Origin of the sequence: Chryseobacterium sp. PET-29, from assembly GCF_025736815.1 — a bacterium.
Classification (GTDB): domain Bacteria; phylum Bacteroidota; class Bacteroidia; order Flavobacteriales; family Weeksellaceae; genus Chryseobacterium; species Chryseobacterium nepalense.
On the sequence record NZ_CP107053.1, the window covers coordinates 3,990,357 to 4,006,817 of the forward strand.

The 16,461-nt window shown below is 36.8% G+C and carries 14 protein-coding genes and 3 tRNA genes; 13 read left to right on the forward strand and 4 right to left on the reverse strand.

Going from position 1 to position 16,461, the window contains the following annotated elements:
- The first annotated feature begins 48 nt into the window (after positions 1–48).
- Both ODE14_RS18060 and mtaB read left to right on the forward strand, forming a co-directional pair.
- Positions 49–690 (forward strand): hypothetical protein, encoded by a 642-nt coding sequence (locus tag ODE14_RS18060; RefSeq protein WP_263602403.1) that lies wholly within the window; start codon positions 49–51, stop codon positions 688–690.
- A gap of 66 nt (positions 691–756) precedes the next feature.
- Positions 757–2,103, forward strand: coding sequence for a tRNA (N(6)-L-threonylcarbamoyladenosine(37)-C(2))-methylthiotransferase MtaB (gene mtaB, locus ODE14_RS18065; protein WP_248394655.1), 1,347 nt, complete (start codon positions 757–759; stop codon positions 2,101–2,103).
- Between the two features lie 150 nt (positions 2,104–2,253).
- Here the strand turns inward: mtaB and ODE14_RS18070 are convergent, their stop codons facing one another.
- A complete protein-coding gene (locus ODE14_RS18070) occupies positions 2,254–2,895 on the reverse strand; it encodes an acetyltransferase (protein ID WP_263602404.1) in 642 nt (213 codons plus the stop codon).
- A gap of 277 nt (positions 2,896–3,172) precedes the next feature.
- On the opposite strand from ODE14_RS18070, the gene ODE14_RS18075 reads away from it, so the two are divergent.
- A complete protein-coding gene (locus tag ODE14_RS18075) occupies positions 3,173–4,690 on the forward strand; it encodes an FMN-binding glutamate synthase family protein (RefSeq protein ID WP_263602405.1) in 1,518 nt (505 codons plus the stop codon).
- A gap of 39 nt (positions 4,691–4,729) precedes the next feature.
- Here the strand turns inward: ODE14_RS18075 and ODE14_RS18080 are convergent, their stop codons facing one another.
- Positions 4,730–5,488, reverse strand: coding sequence for a hypothetical protein (locus tag ODE14_RS18080; protein WP_263602406.1), 759 nt, complete (start codon positions 5,486–5,488; stop codon positions 4,730–4,732).
- Positions 5,489–5,542: 54 nt separating this feature from the next.
- Between ODE14_RS18080 and ODE14_RS18085 the strand changes: the two genes are divergently transcribed.
- Positions 5,543–5,980, forward strand: coding sequence for an RNA-binding S4 domain-containing protein (locus ODE14_RS18085; protein WP_248394649.1), 438 nt, complete (start codon positions 5,543–5,545; stop codon positions 5,978–5,980).
- 11 nt (positions 5,981–5,991) lie between these two features.
- On the opposite strand, the gene ODE14_RS18090 is transcribed toward ODE14_RS18085, so the two are convergent.
- The gene (locus tag ODE14_RS18090; RefSeq protein WP_248394647.1) at positions 5,992–6,507 is read right to left on the reverse strand and encodes a shikimate kinase; all 516 of its coding nucleotides are present in this window, start codon (positions 6,505–6,507) and stop codon (positions 5,992–5,994) included.
- Positions 6,508–6,622: 115 nt separating this feature from the next.
- Between ODE14_RS18090 and ODE14_RS18095 the strand changes: the two genes are divergently transcribed.
- From ODE14_RS18095 to ODE14_RS18105, 3 genes are all read left to right on the forward strand, one after another.
- Positions 6,623–6,695, forward strand: a tRNA-Lys gene (locus ODE14_RS18095).
- 36 nt (positions 6,696–6,731) lie between these two features.
- Positions 6,732–6,814, forward strand: a tRNA-Leu gene (locus ODE14_RS18100).
- A 73-nt stretch (positions 6,815–6,887) separates the two neighbouring features.
- A tRNA-Lys gene (locus ODE14_RS18105) sits at positions 6,888–6,960 on the forward strand.
- A 276-nt stretch (positions 6,961–7,236) separates the two neighbouring features.
- Here ODE14_RS18105 and panC read toward each other — a convergent pair.
- A complete protein-coding gene (gene panC / locus ODE14_RS18110) occupies positions 7,237–8,085 on the reverse strand; it encodes a pantoate--beta-alanine ligase (protein ID WP_248394645.1) in 849 nt (282 codons plus the stop codon).
- A gap of 181 nt (positions 8,086–8,266) precedes the next feature.
- Between panC and ODE14_RS18115 the strand changes: the two genes are divergently transcribed.
- From ODE14_RS18115 to ODE14_RS18140, 6 genes are all read left to right on the forward strand, one after another.
- Positions 8,267–9,037, forward strand: a complete 771-nt coding sequence (locus tag ODE14_RS18115; protein ID WP_248394643.1) for a glycogen/starch synthase — start codon at positions 8,267–8,269, stop codon at positions 9,035–9,037.
- A 15-nt stretch (positions 9,038–9,052) separates the two neighbouring features.
- The gene (locus tag ODE14_RS18120) at positions 9,053–10,639 is read left to right on the forward strand and encodes a DUF4270 domain-containing protein (RefSeq protein ID WP_263602407.1); all 1,587 of its coding nucleotides are present in this window, start codon (positions 9,053–9,055) and stop codon (positions 10,637–10,639) included.
- A 36-nt stretch (positions 10,640–10,675) separates the two neighbouring features.
- Positions 10,676–12,529 carry a glutamine--fructose-6-phosphate transaminase (isomerizing) gene (glmS, locus tag ODE14_RS18125; RefSeq protein ID WP_248394640.1) on the forward strand — a complete coding sequence of 618 codons (1,854 nt, stop codon included), beginning with the start codon at positions 10,676–10,678 and terminating at the stop codon, positions 12,527–12,529.
- 108 nt (positions 12,530–12,637) lie between these two features.
- Positions 12,638–14,056 (forward strand): gliding motility lipoprotein GldK, encoded by a 1,419-nt coding sequence (gene gldK, locus ODE14_RS18130; RefSeq protein ID WP_248394639.1) that lies wholly within the window; start codon positions 12,638–12,640, stop codon positions 14,054–14,056.
- 64 nt (positions 14,057–14,120) lie between these two features.
- Positions 14,121–14,813 carry a gliding motility protein GldL gene (gene gldL / locus ODE14_RS18135; protein WP_072886096.1) on the forward strand — a complete coding sequence of 231 codons (693 nt, stop codon included), beginning with the start codon at positions 14,121–14,123 and terminating at the stop codon, positions 14,811–14,813.
- 50 nt (positions 14,814–14,863) lie between these two features.
- Positions 14,864–16,456 (forward strand): GldM family protein, encoded by a 1,593-nt coding sequence (locus ODE14_RS18140; protein WP_248394638.1) that lies wholly within the window; start codon positions 14,864–14,866, stop codon positions 16,454–16,456.
- Positions 16,457–16,461 lie beyond the last annotated feature (5 nt).

The window sequence follows — 16,461 nt, forward strand, 5'->3', positions numbered from 1 at the left end:
AAAACTGCCTCGAGAGAGGTGGTTTTTGTTTTTCAATATTCAACATTTATGAAAAATTTTAAAATACAGAAAGATAAAGGAATCGTTTCTAGACAATTTTTAACGAAAAATGTTCATGACTTTGATTCCGCCTGTCATTATATCTCCATGTTGCCATACAAAAGAAATACTGATAAACGTGATATTCTTTGTGTTTTTAATGATTTGGGCGGGACCTGCAGCACGAAACATGCGGTACTGAGAAAGCTTGCTCTTGAAAATGATTATGCTGAAATAAAACTCATGTTGGGAATTTTTAAAATGGATGAAGAATATACGGGTAAAATTAAAAATACATTAGAAAAGTTTAATCTGAAATATATTCCTGAAGCACATAATTACCTGAAAATTGAGGGAATATATTATGATTTTACAAGGGCAAATTCCAATTATAATGATTTTAAAAATAAACTGTTACTTGAAAAGGAAATGGAATATGATCAAATTGTTGAAGAAAAAATCGTTTTTCATCAGGCCTTCCTTAAAAATTGGATTGATACCGAATGTCTTGACTATGACTTACATGAAATCTGGAAAATAAGAGAACAATGCATTAAAGATCTGCAGAAAAAAGATGATGCAGAACTTCATAATTTCTCTCCCGTATGTTATCAAAACAGTTCGGAAATAAGAGATGAATTTAAGCAATAGACTGAATCGATTTACAATTTGTATTAAATTGATTATCTTTGCAGCCACAAAATTCAGGATTAATAAATGTCTCAATTTCACAGAACTGCCGCATTTCATACCTTAGGCTGCAAATTAAATTTTGCGGAAACATCTACCATTGCCCGCCAGCTCACGGATGCGGGGTATGAAAAGGTGAGTTTCGATGATAAAGCGGATATTTATGTGATCAATACGTGTTCTGTTACGGAAAATGCAGATCGTGAGTGTAAACTCCACGTAAAAAGAGCAATGAAGGCCAATCCTGAAGGACTGGTTGTCATTGTGGGATGTTATGCACAGCTGAAACCTGAAGAAATTTCACAGATTGAAGGAGTGGATCTTGTATTGGGCGCCAAAGAAAAGTTCAATATCCTGAGCTATCTCGATGATCTTGAAAAATCTGAAAATGAGGGAATTGTGCACTCCTGTGAAATTGAAGAAACTGATTTTTTTATCGGAAGCTATTCTATCGGAGACAGAACCAGAGCTTTCCTGAAAGTTCAGGACGGCTGCGACTATAAATGTACGTACTGTACAATTCCTCTGGCAAGAGGAATTTCCCGTTCCGACACCATTGAAAATGTACTGAAAAATGCCAGAGAAATTTCTCAAAGAGATATCAAAGAAATCGTTCTTACCGGAGTCAATATAGGAGATTATGGAAAAGGAGAATTCGGAAACAAAAAGCATGAGCATACATTTCTGGATTTGATTTCCGGGCTCGATAAAGTAGAAGGAATCGAAAGAATCCGTATTTCTTCCATTGAACCTAATCTTTTGAAAGATGAAAGTATAGAGCTGGTTTCAAGAAGCAGAAGTTTTGTTCCGCATTTTCACATTCCGCTGCAGTCCGGAAGTGATGATCTTCTGAAAAAAATGAAGCGTCGTTATCTTACGAAATTATATAAAGACAGGGTTGCTAAAATCCGTGAAGTAATGCCTCACGCCGCGATTGGCGTTGATGTGATCGTTGGTTTTCCGGGAGAAACGGAAGAGTTGTTCATGGAAACCTATAACTTCCTGAATGAGCTGCCGATTACTTATCTCCACGTTTTCACCTATTCTGAAAGAGAAAATACCGAGGCTGCCGCAATGGATGGAATTGTACCGATTTCTGAAAGAAAGAAACGAAATAAAATGCTGAGAATTCTTTCCGAAAAGAAAAAGATGGCATTCTATCAGACCCAGCTTGGGAAAACACTTCCCGTACTTTGGGAACACGAAAATAAAGACGGAAAAATGTTCGGCTTCACGGAAAATTATGTGAGGGTACAGAAAGATTATGATGCAGCGTCCGTCAACCAGATTGAATTCCTGAAACTGGACAGAATAGAAGCTGATGGTACCGTTTCCGTACAATATTCCTTTGAGAAGTTCTTGGAGAAATTGTAAAACTTTTAGCTTTAGTATTTTTTTCGATCAATAAAATCATGTAACGGCAATAATAAAAGTGTGTTAAAAACGTATCTGACACTCTTATACTAAAGAAAAAAGGGGCAAATGCCCCTGTTATTATTCTTGCCTTAGGCAATTATTTTGGTTTTACAGTTTTCTAGCCGGGCTTCCGATATAAACTCCTTCTTCACGGATATCTTTAACAACAATTGCACCCATCCCGATTGTTACATTATCACAAACTTTTATTCCCTGTCTTATGGATGAGCTTGTTCCGAAATAAACATTATCTCCAATTTCACAATTTCCACTGATATTCGTTGAAGGTGCTGTGGTAAAATAATCTCCGATTTTACAGTCGTGCCCGATGGTTGTAAGCAGATTTAAATGGGCATGCTTGCCGATCTTAATATCCGTGGTAACAATTGTTCCGGCTGTAATTATAGTTCCTTCGCCAATTTCAACATATTTAGAAATAGTAGCTGAAGGATGAATTAGCGTTGTATATTTTGTTTCCTTTGGAAGCCTTTCAACGACTGTCTTTCGAATTTTGGGATCTCCTATGGCAATCAGGACGTGGTAGTCAGCTGGATTAAATTGATCCTCGGTAATTACAGGAATCCCATGAACATTTTTTACATCCTTACAAAATTCATCCGTTTCCATGAAGCAGGCTATGTCTTCTAATTTTAAATCTGTACCGGCAATACAATCACTTAAACACATAAGTACTTCCTTACCAAACCCACTCGCGCCAACAATTAGAACTTTGTTGTCAAATTTTATCATATCTCTATTTTGATTTTTCTTCTGATGGTAACAAACGCTCAAATTTACGCAATTGTTTTTATGGATTAAAATTATTTTGTTTTAATTAATACAAAAAGTATTTTATTAATACATAATTATAATATTTAAAAAATTATATATTTATTAACGTATTGAATATTAAGCTTGTGTATTTGTTTGTTAGACAGGTCCAAGAAGGCTGCGGAATATCAGATTTTACTCTATTCCAGCCATTAAAATCTTTTTAAATCTTTATCTTTATAGAAAAATAATAGAAATGAGAGATAAGTTTTTATCTTGGGGACTGGTATTGGTGATGGTTACCTGGGTTGTAGCATTACTCATCAGGGCGCATTACTGGATACCTACTCTTTTGACGGCCATTTATGCATTAGGGGTTTATAATACCTATCAGACGAAACATGCAATTTTAAGAAACTTTCCTGTATTAGGCTATTTCAGGTATTTTTTCGAAAGTATTTCACCGGAGATGCAACAGTATTTTATTGAAAGGGAAACAGACGGAAAACCATTTCCGAGAAATCAGCGTTCTGCAGTGTATAGAAGAGCCAAAAACTTAGGGGACACTGTTGCTTTCGGGACGCAGCTGGAAATCAACCACCGGAAATACGAAGGAATCAAGCATTCTATTTATGCAAAGTCGCCTTCGGAAGAACTTCCGAGAGTATGGGTGGGAGGGGCACAATGCACGCAGCCTTATCATGCTTCCTTATTGAATATTTCAGCGATGAGCTTCGGATCATTGAGTGACCGTGCTCAGCTATCATTGAACAGAGGTGCCAAAAAAGGTAATTTTTATCATAATACAGGGGAAGGAGGTATTTCACCCTATCATCTTGAAGGAGGGGATCTTTGCTGGCAAATCGGAACGGGGTATTTCGGATGCCGCGATGATGAAGGAAAGTTTAATGCTGAACTGTTTGCAAAATATTCCAATCTTCCTAATGTAAAAATGATTGAAATTAAGCTTTCGCAGGGAGCTAAACCAGGGCACGGCGGTGTTTTACCAGGGGTGAAAAATACTCCGGAAATTGCCAAAATCCGTCACGTAACTCCGGGGATGACAATTATTTCTCCGCCATCACATTCCGCATTTTCTGATGCAGCAGGATTGCTGAGATTCGTACAGGAGCTGCGGGAACTTTCCGGAGGGAAACCTGTTGGTTTTAAACTCTGTATAGGTGATACGAAGGAATTTGAAGACGTCTGTGTTCAGATGAATGTATTAAAAATTTATCCGGATTTCATTACCGTAGACGGTGCGGAAGGGGGAACCGGCGCAGCACCACCTGAATTTTCAGACGGTGTGGGAATGCCATTGGAACCTGCGTTGATTTTTGTAAACAGAACCCTTAAAAATTACAATCTGCGAAATAAACTTCGTGTCATTGCCAGTGGAAAGGTTTTAACAAGTCTGGATATCCTGAGAGCTGTTGCTATGGGAGCAGATATGTGTAACAATGCAAGAGGCTTTATGTTCTCACTGGGCTGTATTCAGGCGTTAAGATGTAATTCTAATAATTGCCCTACAGGTGTTGCTACTCAGGATAAAATGCTGATCAAAGGACTGGATGTTACTGATAAAGCCGAAAGAGTATATCACTTTCATAAAAATACACTGCATACTTGTAATGAACTTATTGCTGCGGCAGGAAGAAGTTCTTATGAAGAAGTGGATGCAACAATGTTCATGAGAGGTGATGAATTTGATCATCTTTCCGATCATTATTTCCCTGATATTCTGGGAAATGTAAAACATAAATCAGGATTCTGATCATAAAAAAAACGCTTCATATTCTGAAGCGTTTTTAGTTTATTTTTCATTCGCCGGTCTTAAGTTGGCTTTGTAAATTTCGAAGTTAAACACAAAGCAATTGTTTTTAAGCGAAAATCCTGTATAGTTATAATGCAGATCTCTTGCAAATGCTGCTCTTGAAGGAACGATGATTACGCCCTGTAAGTTGTAAGGATCACCGTCATTTTTATTTTCGTACCCTTTAAAGTATTTCAATCCTTCCTGAAGTCCTTCGATTTCGTAATAGCTTCTCTTTTTCGCATCATCGCTGGTCGCACTCTCAAGAACATTGTTTTTTACATAATAGTAAGGCGGGTCTGTCGCTGGTGAACCTGAACCGTTAATAGTATTTAAAAGAACTCCTGCGCTTCCGAAAGATATGTTTCCATCACTTTCTGCTGCAAGATAATAATTGGCCCTCATCATTACTCTGATTTGTGTGGCATTGTCTGCTGTAGAATTGGTTTCAAGGGTTACGCCGGGAGATGGCTGTGCCCCGTTTCTTATAATATAAACTACTCCTGAAGGAAGTTTTACCGGATTAAGCTCGGAAAGCTTTTTTTCATTGTCATCAGAAGCGTCTGTTGAACTGAAAGCTTTTATATTTCCCTGCGCATCAAGATAATTATTATCCATGAACTTTTGAATAGCCTGGTCGTCATATGAATTTCTTACCGATACATCTTCAGGTTCTATAAAAGTTTCAACCTCATCATCCTTTTTACATGCAGAAAAGCAGAGAGATCCCGCAAGGATATATAAAAATATTTTTTTCATTTCAAAAACTTTAATTACTTTACAAATAATATAACGGCAAAAGTATAAAAAATTATGAGAATAGATAAATTTTTATGGAGCATTCGTTTTTATAAGACCAGAACCATCGCTACAGAGGAAATCAAAAAGAACAGGGTTTCTATCGGCGAGTCGGTGGTAAAGTCTTCTAAAGAGGTAAAAGAAGGAGATGTGATTAAGATCCGTAAAAATCAGATTGACTATAAAATAAAGGTGATCCAGATTCCTAAAAGCAGGATAGGCGCAAAGCTGGTCCCGCTTCATATCAAAGATGTAACGGATAAAGAGCAGTATGAGCTTCTGAAAATGCGTAAAATGTCCCAGGATTATTACAGAATCAAGGGAGAGGGCAGGCCTACGAAAAAAGACAGAAGGGATATGGATGATTATGTGGAAAACGATATTGCTTCAGATTTTACCGACTGGGATGATTTTTTCGGTGAAAAGGATGGCGACAATTCAGAAGATGATTAATAAATAAAGCTCTAGAGATAGAGCTTTTCTATTATTTCAGCTACAATTTCTTCAGGTTGTCTGTTGTCTGTAACCACATGAAACTGTGCCTTACTGTAAAAAGCGTTTCTCTCAAACAAATGCTTGGCAATAAATTCGGGAAGATCTTCATCGGGTATATTGGCAATAAGCGGACGTTTTTCCTTTTGTTTGGATAGCCTTTCTGCTAAAGTTCCTACGGAAGCTCTCATAAAAACACTCTGGGAATTACTGTTGATAATTTCCATATTATTGTAATAAGCGGGCGTGCCTCCGCCCAGGCTTAGCACCAGATTTTCTTCAGTAGCCAGAATTTCTTCCAGTGCCTCCCGTTCCAGCTTCCTAAAATAGATTTCTCCTTTTTTTGCGAATATTTCCGGAATGGTTAATTTATTTCGCTTAGAAATCTCTTTATCGAGGTCAATAAGTCTAAAATTTAGTTTTTCGCTTAATATTTTGGAAATGTGAGATTTGCCACTTCCCATGTATCCGACCAGTGAAATTATCATGAATTTTTTTTAAACAAATTTGCAAAAAAGTTTTGAGAAATAAAAAAAAGCTATATCTTTGCACCACTTAAAACAAGGGACATTATTCAAATGAAAACTTGATAATAAAGTGGCCGACTCGGTAGCTCAGCTGGTAGAGCAATACACTTTTAATGTATGGGTCCTGGGTTCGAATCCCAGCCGGGTCACTAGCAAAAAATTACTAGATTTTTGTAATTTTATTTGCCTGCGTGGTGAAATTGGTAGACACGCCATCTTGAGGGGGTGGTTTCCTAAGGATGTGCTGGTTCGAGTCCAGTCGCAGGCACAATGCAGAAAATTGAAATAATTAATACTGAAAATAAAAATTTTATTTATATTTATCATTATTAATTGTGACCGACTCGGTAGCTCAGCTGGTAGAGCAATACACTTTTAATGTATGGGTCCTGGGTTCGAATCCCAGCCGGGTCACAAGTTTACTGAAAAGTAAATTTTTTTCATATTAATATTTTGTGATTTGGTGTTTCAAAGGCTTCCTCAAGAAGCCTTTGATTTTTTTATATATATATTCTATTTCTTTTATTTTAATCCTGATAGGAAAAGTTTTCCAACAGCCAGCTGTTCTGAAGTAATTGAAAATTTTAAGTGATCTTAATAGTATTTAAATCAAACAAAAGGCGCCGCTTAAAGCAACGCCCGGATCTTTATTTTAAATGTGTAAACCTTAGTTTAAACTCAGCCTGATTTTTAATCTAAATGCATATTGTCGATCAGCCGCACTCCGTCTACAACAACTACGATAAAAGCCCTGAAGTTTCTGTCTTTATAGAAAAAATCTGTTTCTTTCAGAGTTTCTTCGTCGGCAATCAGGAAATATTCAAGCTGCATTCCTCTTTGATTGTCAAAAATATCCTGTACCCGCTGTTTAATTTCAGGAACTGTTAACACACGGAACCATTCATTGACTTTTTTCAACGTTTCATAAATTATTTTTGAAGCTTCTCTGCGGTCTTTATCGAGTCTCTGGTTTCGGGAACTTAAAGCCAGTCCGTTTTCTGCCCTGAAAATAGGAACTCCAATTATTTTAATCGGAAGCTTTTTCTTTTCAGTCATCTTTCTGATAATGGCAAGCTGCTGAAAATCCTTTTCACCAAAATAAGCACTGTCTGGTTTCACCTGTAAAAAAAGTTCCTCTACTACCGTTCCCACACCATCGAAATGGCCCGGTCTGGATTTTCCTTCCATCTCATCTTCAAGTCTATCAAAATCATAATGCCTGCTTTCGGTCTTTTCAGGATAGATATCGGTGACTTCAGGAATGTAAACGGCGTCTACCAGTCCTGATTTTTCAAGGATCAAAATGTCGCGGTTAATGTCTCTCGGATATTTTTCAAGATCTTCCGGGTTATTGAATTGGGTTGGATTAACAAAAATTGATGAAACCACCAGGTCATTTTCTTCTCTGGCCATTTTATAGAGCGAAAGATGGCCGTCATGCAGGGCTCCCATAGTGGGTGCAAAACCTATCTTTTTTCCCATTTCTTTCTGTCTTTCAATGAAATCCTGAAGGATCTTCTTGCTTTTTAAAACTTCCATAGTTTATTTTAATAGTAATTCAAAAATACTAAAAATATCATATAGTTATGATACAGTTACACGCGGTTTTAATAATTTCAGACCGCAAATTATCGTAAAAAAATGTTAATTAAATTAATGTTGAATGTTTTTTCGTAATTTTGCGCATTAAAGCATTTTTACAAAAATTAGATAGAAGTTTATGCCGAATCAAAAAATACTGTACATTACTACAGAGATGTATCCATATCAGGAAGATACAAATATGGCTGCATTGGTAAACAAAATGGCACTTAAGATGCACAATGAAGGCAATGATGTAAGAGTTTTTATGCCAAGATTTGGACAAATAAGTGAAAGGAAATTCCAGCTTCATGAAGTGATCCGCCTGTCGGGAATGAATATCATCATCAATGATCTGGATCAGCCTCTTATTATTAAAGTAGCGTCTCTTCCGGGGGAAAGACTTCAGGTATACTTTATCGATAACGAAGAATATTTCAAAAGAAAGCAATATTATTTTGATGATGAAGGAAATCCTTTTGATGATAATGATGAAAGAGCAATTTTCTTCGCCAGAGGTGTAATTGAAACTATTAAAAAGCTCAATTGGGTGCCTGATGTGATTCATCTTAACGGATGGATGTCATCTTTTGTTCCTATTTATCTTAAAACATACTACGAATCCGATACTTATTTTAAGGATGCAAAAATTGTTCTTTCGTTATACAATGAAAAAGATGCATCTTTAGCTTCCAATATTGACGAAAAGCTGAAGTTTGATAATATTTCAGGTCTTAAAGCGTTAAATAACCCAAGCGTTAAAACTTTCGTTGCCGAAAGTATGGGCTATGTGGATATGATCGTAAAGGGCGATGAGTTTCTTGATGAAGACCTTGATAAGGCATTCAACGAAACATCAACTCCGAAATCGGAATATCTGGACATAGATTCTATTAATCAACTTTATTAAGAAAACACATTTTTAATGATTCATACTGTTAAGAAGACAATCACCGCAATTTCTATGGTGGTTTTGGGAAGTATATTACTTTACAATTGTGAGCCGGATGCGGATACTTTGGGAGAACAGCTGTTTTTAGACGGCGCTGCACAAGGTAAAGAACAGGCTTTTCCTGTTGTTGCATATAATATTAATAATAACGATACCATTCGTACGGATGCATCAAAACTTACTTACGGAGTGCTGGGTGCTTTTAATGAAAGCCAGTTCGGAATGCAGAAAGCGTCTTATCTTACTCAGGTTAAACTATCCACTTATGATCCTGACTTTGGAACCAATGCTACTGTAGATTCTGTAGTTCTCGTGATAAAACCAAGATATGCCTCAGATTCTGTTACTACAAATACCGTAGACGACAATTATACTTATACTACAGCAGCGGATGGAGCGGTAAATGCTAAAAAGGTAGTTAATACATATCCTGTTTTAAAATTCGGGAGAGCAAAAAAGAGTTTAACCATAAAGGTAAATGAAGTACAGACTTTCCTTAAAGCAGCTTCAGATACGGTAAAGTCTAATGACGTTTTTGCGTTTGATTCTAATGAATTAGGTTCAAAAGTATTTAATGGAAACGCGAGTTCTATTGCCATTACAAAAGATGATGGAGGTACGGCATTATTTACTGCTTCAACACCGGGAATCAGAATTCCGCTGGATAAAAATTTCTTCCAGACTAAAATCATTGCCAAAAAAGATCAGCCTGAACTTCAGGATGCATCCAACTTTATCCGTTATTTTAAAGGATTAAGAGTTTCTGTTGCAGAGTCGGACGGATATTTGTTCCAGTTTGCGCCTAATGATATGGAAATGATCATGTATTATAAATATGATAAAACGGAAAACGGAACGACAACAAGACCGCAGACTTCTTATTCATTCGTACTAGGATCAGGAAATGCTCACATTGGTCAGTACCAGTATGCCAGAACTGGTTCTGCAGTTTCAGGTGCGGGATATAACAGCGTTACTGGTGATTCAAAACTTTATGCCCAGGCAATGGGAGGGAATTCTATCGGAATTAAAATCCCTGAGTCTACCATTAATGATCTTAAAAATCTGTATCAAAATAATAAAGCAGCTATAATAAGTGCTAAGATCAGAATTTATGTAGATCCTGCATGGAACAGTACAAAATTTAAAAAGCCTACAGAATTTACTTTATTGCGCAGATATGTTGATCCTGCAAATTCCTCTAATCCTACCAAGGTAAGAACGAGTTTTACCAATGATCTCTTAAAGCTGGCAGGAGTTACCGGATATACCATTTTTAAAGCGTACAATATGGATACAGATAAAACATATTACGACTTTATTGTTACACAGTCCATAAAAGAAATGATTGAGCCGGATAGCAAGGCGTCAACAGACAAAACCGAAACAAAATATTTTAAAATAAATTTAGGAAGTTTCGAAACAAGTTCCGACGGAACTACTCTTGCCGGTTACAAATCTACAACTACTTCTTATAATACAAGCAGAGCAGTATTTATCGGAACAGATGCAACAAATGCTAACCGTGTACAACTTATGGTTACTTACGGGACAAAATAATATTTAAAAAACACACTTAAAACACTTGATATAATTATGTGCGGAATCGTTGGATACACAGGCTTTCAAGACGCTTACGATATAGTAATTAACGGTCTTAGAAGATTAGAATACAGAGGCTACGACAGTGCCGGAATCGTTTTAGAAGATGGGAATAACAAATTAGAGGTTGAAAAAACGAAAGGCAAAGTTGAGGATCTGGTGAATATTTCCGGCCAATTGAAAGGTAAAGCTAAAATCGGGATGGGACACACCCGCTGGGCAACTCACGGAGTACCAAGCGACAGAAACTCTCACCCTCATTTATCTAATAACGGGAAGCTAGCTATTATTCATAATGGAATCATTGAAAATTATGATACCATCAAAACAATGCTTACGGAAAAAGGATTTTCCTTCAAATCTGAAACAGATACCGAAGTTCTGGTTAATCTTATTCAGTATTTTATGGACCTTAACAATGAAACGGATTTTCCTACTGCTGTAAGATATGCATTAAATGAAGTTTACGGAGCGTATGCTATTACCGTAATGCATGAAGATTATCCGGGAGTACTTGTTGTTGGAAGACTAGGGTCTCCGTTGGCAATAGGAATTGGCGATAAAGAATATTTTATAGCGTCTGACGCTTCTCCTTTTGTGGAATTTACAAAAGAAGCTATTTATCTTGAGGAAGGACACATGGCCACCATCTCATTGGAAAATGGTGTGGATATCAGAACAATTACTGAGAATTCTAAAATTATACCTGAAATCCAAAAACTTAAGTTAAGTCTCGAGCAGATTGAAAAAAGCGGATATGAGCATTTCATGTTAAAAGAAATCTTCGAACAGCCAAAATCCGTTCATGATACCATGAGAGGACGATTACTGGTGGATGAAGGTGTTATCAAAATGGCCGGAATCTGGGATCATATTGAGAAATTCAAAAATGCTAACAGAATTATTATCATTGCCTGCGGAACATCATGGCATGCAGGACTCATCGGAGAATATCTTATCGAAGAATATGCAAGAATTCCTGTTGAAGTAGAATACGCTTCTGAATTCAGATACAGAAACCCGATTATTACGGACAAAGACGTTGTTATCGCGATTTCCCAATCCGGAGAAACTGCAGACACCATGGCTGCCCTTAAACTCGCAAAAGAGAAAGGTGCATTTATTTACGGGATCTGTAATGTTGTAGATTCGTCTATTGCAAGAATTACAGACGCAGGGTCCTATACACACGCAGGCCCTGAAATCGGTGTAGCTTCTACAAAGGCATTTACGGCACAGCTTACAATTCTTAGCTTAATTGCATTAAAATTAGGTAAACACAACGGAAACTTAGGAAATGCTGATTTCATGAGCTTAACCGCTGAATTGGATGCTATCCCTAAAAAAATCGAAGATGTATTAAGTTCTACTCATGAGCTTGTGCAGAATATTGCTAAAGATTTTGTAAATGCAACAAACTTCCTTTATCTGGGAAGAGGATACAATTATCCGGCAGCCCTTGAGGGAGCATTGAAGCTAAAGGAGATTTCCTATATCCATGCAGAAGGATACCCTGCAGCAGAAATGAAGCACGGTCCTATTGCATTGATCGACGAAAATATGCCTATTGTAATTATCGCTCCTAAAAAAGGACATTATGACAAGATTGTAAGTAATGTTCAGGAGATTAAAGCAAGAAAAGGAAAGGTAATCGCTGTAGTAAATAATGGAGATACACAGGTAAGCGAAATGTCGGACTATGTTATTGAGATCCCTGAAACGTCAGAATGTTTCTCGCCAATCGTGGCATCAGTGCCTTTACAGCTGTTAGCGTACTATATTGCAGTGTATAGAGGAGCAAATGTAGACCAGCCGAGAAACCTTGCAAAATCTGTAACTGTGGAATAAAAAATACTTGTAAATAAAATAAATTTAGATTTCTTTCGTTATTTCAAAAAAAATCTTAAAAGTTTCTTAAAAAAATTATATATTTACGGCTTAATTATAAAAATTAACATGAAAAGGATATTTCTTTTATTATTGTCTGCGTCAGTAGCGTCGGTATCTTGTTCAGGTGGTGGTACTTCTTCTGTGGGGAAACCAGGAACAAAAGGAGAGTTGATACCAAGAGAAAAAACAAAATCATTTGTTGCGGAAAGACCATACGGCATGGTTGCAATTCCTGCAGGATCGTTTGTTGCGGGGCTAACTGATCAGGATTTTACAGACAGTCCTGAAAAAGCTCAGGCAAAAACAGTTACTGTTTCTTCTTTCTTCATGGATGAAGCAGAAACTACCAATGCTGAGTATAGAGTATTTATCAACTATGTAAGAGATTCTATCGCAAGAACACTACTTGCTGAAGCTGCCGGAGAAGGTGGTGAAGGTAAAGGAAGAGGAACAAGCATAGGAGATTATGCATACCTTGCTCAAAAAGAAGAAAATTTAACACCATATCAGGAATATTTAGAAGCACAGGGAGGCGGAGACGAAAGTACTTTTGATCCTACCAAAAAAATCGACTGGAAAGTTCCATTGCATTGGAATACGTCCAAATATCCGGACGTAGAATATGCAGAGGTTCTTGAGTCTATGTATTTACCAGCTTCTTCAAGAGTTGGTAATGAAAGAATCCTTGATGTTAGTAAGCTTAAATATACTTACAGATGGGGAGACATGGATGTTGCTATGGCTGAAAAAGAAAGAGGTGTAAACTACCTTAGAAGTGAAAGCATCGCCATCTATCCTGATACAACCGTTTGGGTAAAAGATTTCCATTTTGCTTATAACGAACCATTGTTCGAACAGTATTTCTGGCACAAAGCTTACAAAGATTATCCTGTAGTTGGAGTTACTTGGGATCAGGCAAGAGCTTACTGTAACTTCAGATCCAAATTGAAATCCGATTATAACGAAAGTTTAAAAAGAAGAAAACAAAGACCATTGCAGTTCAGACTTCCAACGGAAATCGAATGGGAATATGCTGCAAGAGGCGGAATGCAAAATGCTACTTATCCTTGGGGTGGTCCTTACTTAATGGATGACAGAGGTTGCTACCTGGCAAACTTCAAACCTAAGAGAGGAGATTACATGGAAGATAACAAAAAAGGTACTTATACATATACTGCTCCTGTAAAGAAATTTAAGAAAAACGGTTATGGATTATATGATATGGCTGGAAACGTTTCTGAATGGACATTATCTGCTTACAACAACTCTTCATACGGGTTCTCATCTACTTTAAACCCTTCTACAAAAGATTTAACTGACACGAAAAAATCAGTAAGAGGTGGTTCTTGGAAAGATGTTGGATATATGTTGATGAACGGTACAAGAGACTGGGAGAGAAAAGATTCAGCAAGAAGCTATATCGGATTCAGAACCGTACAGGATATTCCTGAAGCTGCTGTTAAGCCAAGAAAAATTAACAGATAATTTTTCAAACCATTTTTATTTTCAATAACAATTTTTTATTTAACATTAAAAAAAACTAACTTATATGTTTAAGACTAAAGATGCTTGGATGAATTTCTTCTATTCATTCGGTGCTGCAATTGTAATTCTTGGAGCTTGGCTTAAAATTACTCACATCAACATTGGACCTATCACAGGTAACGTTGCTCTTACAGTGGGACTTATTACAGAAGCGATCATCTTCATTATCTTCGCTTTCGACCCGCCAAAAACTGAAGAATCTTATGCTTGGGAAAACGTATATCCGGAATTATTAGATAAACATGCAAATCCAAATCCTTTGCACTCTAATGTATCAGCTAAAAATACAATCGATCATTTTGCTGAACTTGAAAATTCTCTTTCAGGAAAATTAGATAAAATGCTTCAGGATGCTAAATTGGATGTTCAGCTATTCGAAAGATTAAGAACAGGAATCGATAAATTTTCAAGTTCTGTAGATCAGATCAATCAAACGGTAGATGTTTCTGCTTCTACACATAAATATAACGAACAATTAAATAAAGCTGCTCAGCACATGGAGAGCATGAATGCACTTTATGCAATGCAGTTGGAAAACGGACAAAGACAGTCTGATTTTGCTAAAAAATATGTAGAAGATATGCAGAAGTCTGCTGAACACTCAGAAAAATTCAACCAAGAATTGCAAGGTTTAACAGCTAACTTAAATAACTTAAACAGAGTTTATGGTGGTATGCTAACTGCTATGAAGTCATAATCCTTAACCATTTCTAAATTTAACTACTTAACTAAAACAAAAAGAAAAGAATGGCACAAGGAAAACAGACACCTCGTCAGAAGATGATCAACCTGATGTATTTGGTGTTCATCGCGATGATGGCTCTAAATATTGATGCGGAAATCATTAGATCATATTATGACTCTACGGTTGCTTTAAAAGATACGCGTTTATTAACAGAAAGAAAAAACGAAGATATCTTTGAAAAGACGTTAGAAGCTAAAGCTCAGCAGGTACCGGATACCTATGCTCAGCCTTGGCAGCAATATCAGCAGCTGAAGCAGAAAATAAATGCGTTGGTACAGCATGCAGATCAGATCAAGGATAAACTTAAAAAAGAATCCGAATTTGTAGAAAAAGATCCTAAAACAGGAAAGTTGATTGATGTAAGTGAAAATTTTTCAGCACTGAACAACAACGAAGCAACTACAACCTACTTCTTTAAAGATGGGGATGAAAACTCCGCATCAAAAGGAGCTATGGAACTGAAAGCAAAAATTGATGATGTCAGAAACTATATCAATGCTACTTTCGGAGGGAATTCTCAGTTAAAAGATTTAATTGAAAGAGCGAATAAATCATTAATCGCAGAATATCCTAAAGGACAGTCGCCAAACAATAAAACATGGTTACAGAATAAATTCTATCACCAGCCTCTTATTGCAGCATTGTCTAATCTTGAGATTATTCAGAATGATGCGAGAAATGTACAGTCTGATGCATTAGCATTATTATTACAGGAAAAAGTAGATGCAAGCATCAAGTTTACAAGTTATGAGGCAATCGTTTCTGCTCCTGTAGATGTTGTTGCAGGTAAGCCTGCTGAAGCAGTGGTAATGTTAGGTAATTATTCTAACAGTAACAAAATTAACATTTCCGGAGTTGGAAGACAGGAAAATGGTAAAGGATATGCTACACTAAATACCAGCGGAATCGGGCCACACACATTAAGTGGAAACATTACTTTAACAGATGCTACCGGAAAAGCACAAAGCTTCCCGTTCACGCATACATATAATGTAATTGCTGGTCCTCAGGAAGTGAAACTTCAGAAAGGTTTATTGCTTTCAGCTGATAAAATGAATGTGATGTACAGAAACCTTGATAACCCTGTTTCAGGTTCAATCTTAGGTGCCGATAATGCTAAGTTATCCTTATCTGCTCCTGGAGCTACTGTTAAGAGTACAGGTCCAGGTAAATGGGATGTTAGACCAGGTGCAGGAAATATTCTGAAAATAACATTATCTGGAACAGATCCTTACGGAAAATCAATTTCTCAGGTTTTTGAATACAGAATTAAAAATGTACCACCTCCACAAGGACAGATCAGAGGGAAGAATATGTTGACATTACCAGCATCTTCAGTTGAAAATCAACAGCTTCAGGCAGTTATTCCTGACTTTGACTTCCCGGTATCTTTCAACGTGACTTCGTTCATGGTAAGAGTACCTGGTAGAGCTTCAATGCAGGTTCAAGGGAATTCTCTACAAGGAGCAGCAGGAATGTTTAGAAATCTAAGACCTGGAGACGGAGTATATATCTTTGATATTAAAGCAACAGCTACTGGATTAGGAAATACTATTATTCCAAATATTTCACCTGTATTAATTAATGTTCAATAATAAAG

Coding starts and splice junctions, on each gene's coding strand:
- ODE14_RS18060 (WP_263602403.1), top strand. CDS start 49: ATGAAAAATTTTAAAATACAGAAAGATAAAGGAATCGTTTCTAGACAA.
- mtaB (WP_248394655.1), top strand. CDS start 757: ATGTCTCAATTTCACAGAACTGCCGCATTTCATACCTTAGGCTGCAAA.
- ODE14_RS18070 (WP_263602404.1), bottom strand. CDS start 2,895: ATGATAAAATTTGACAACAAAGTTCTAATTGTTGGCGCGAGTGGGTTT.
- ODE14_RS18075 (WP_263602405.1), top strand. CDS start 3,173: ATGAGAGATAAGTTTTTATCTTGGGGACTGGTATTGGTGATGGTTACC.
- ODE14_RS18080 (WP_263602406.1), bottom strand. CDS start 5,488: ATGAAAAAAATATTTTTATATATCCTTGCGGGATCTCTCTGCTTTTCT.
- ODE14_RS18085 (WP_248394649.1), top strand. CDS start 5,543: ATGAGAATAGATAAATTTTTATGGAGCATTCGTTTTTATAAGACCAGA.
- ODE14_RS18090 (WP_248394647.1), bottom strand. CDS start 6,507: ATGATAATTTCACTGGTCGGATACATGGGAAGTGGCAAATCTCACATT.
- panC (WP_248394645.1), bottom strand. CDS start 8,085: ATGGAAGTTTTAAAAAGCAAGAAGATCCTTCAGGATTTCATTGAAAGA.
- ODE14_RS18115 (WP_248394643.1), top strand. CDS start 8,267: ATGCCGAATCAAAAAATACTGTACATTACTACAGAGATGTATCCATAT.
- ODE14_RS18120 (WP_263602407.1), top strand. CDS start 9,053: ATGATTCATACTGTTAAGAAGACAATCACCGCAATTTCTATGGTGGTT.
- glmS (WP_248394640.1), top strand. CDS start 10,676: ATGTGCGGAATCGTTGGATACACAGGCTTTCAAGACGCTTACGATATA.
- gldK (WP_248394639.1), top strand. CDS start 12,638: ATGAAAAGGATATTTCTTTTATTATTGTCTGCGTCAGTAGCGTCGGTA.
- gldL (WP_072886096.1), top strand. CDS start 14,121: ATGTTTAAGACTAAAGATGCTTGGATGAATTTCTTCTATTCATTCGGT.
- ODE14_RS18140 (WP_248394638.1), top strand. CDS start 14,864: ATGGCACAAGGAAAACAGACACCTCGTCAGAAGATGATCAACCTGATG.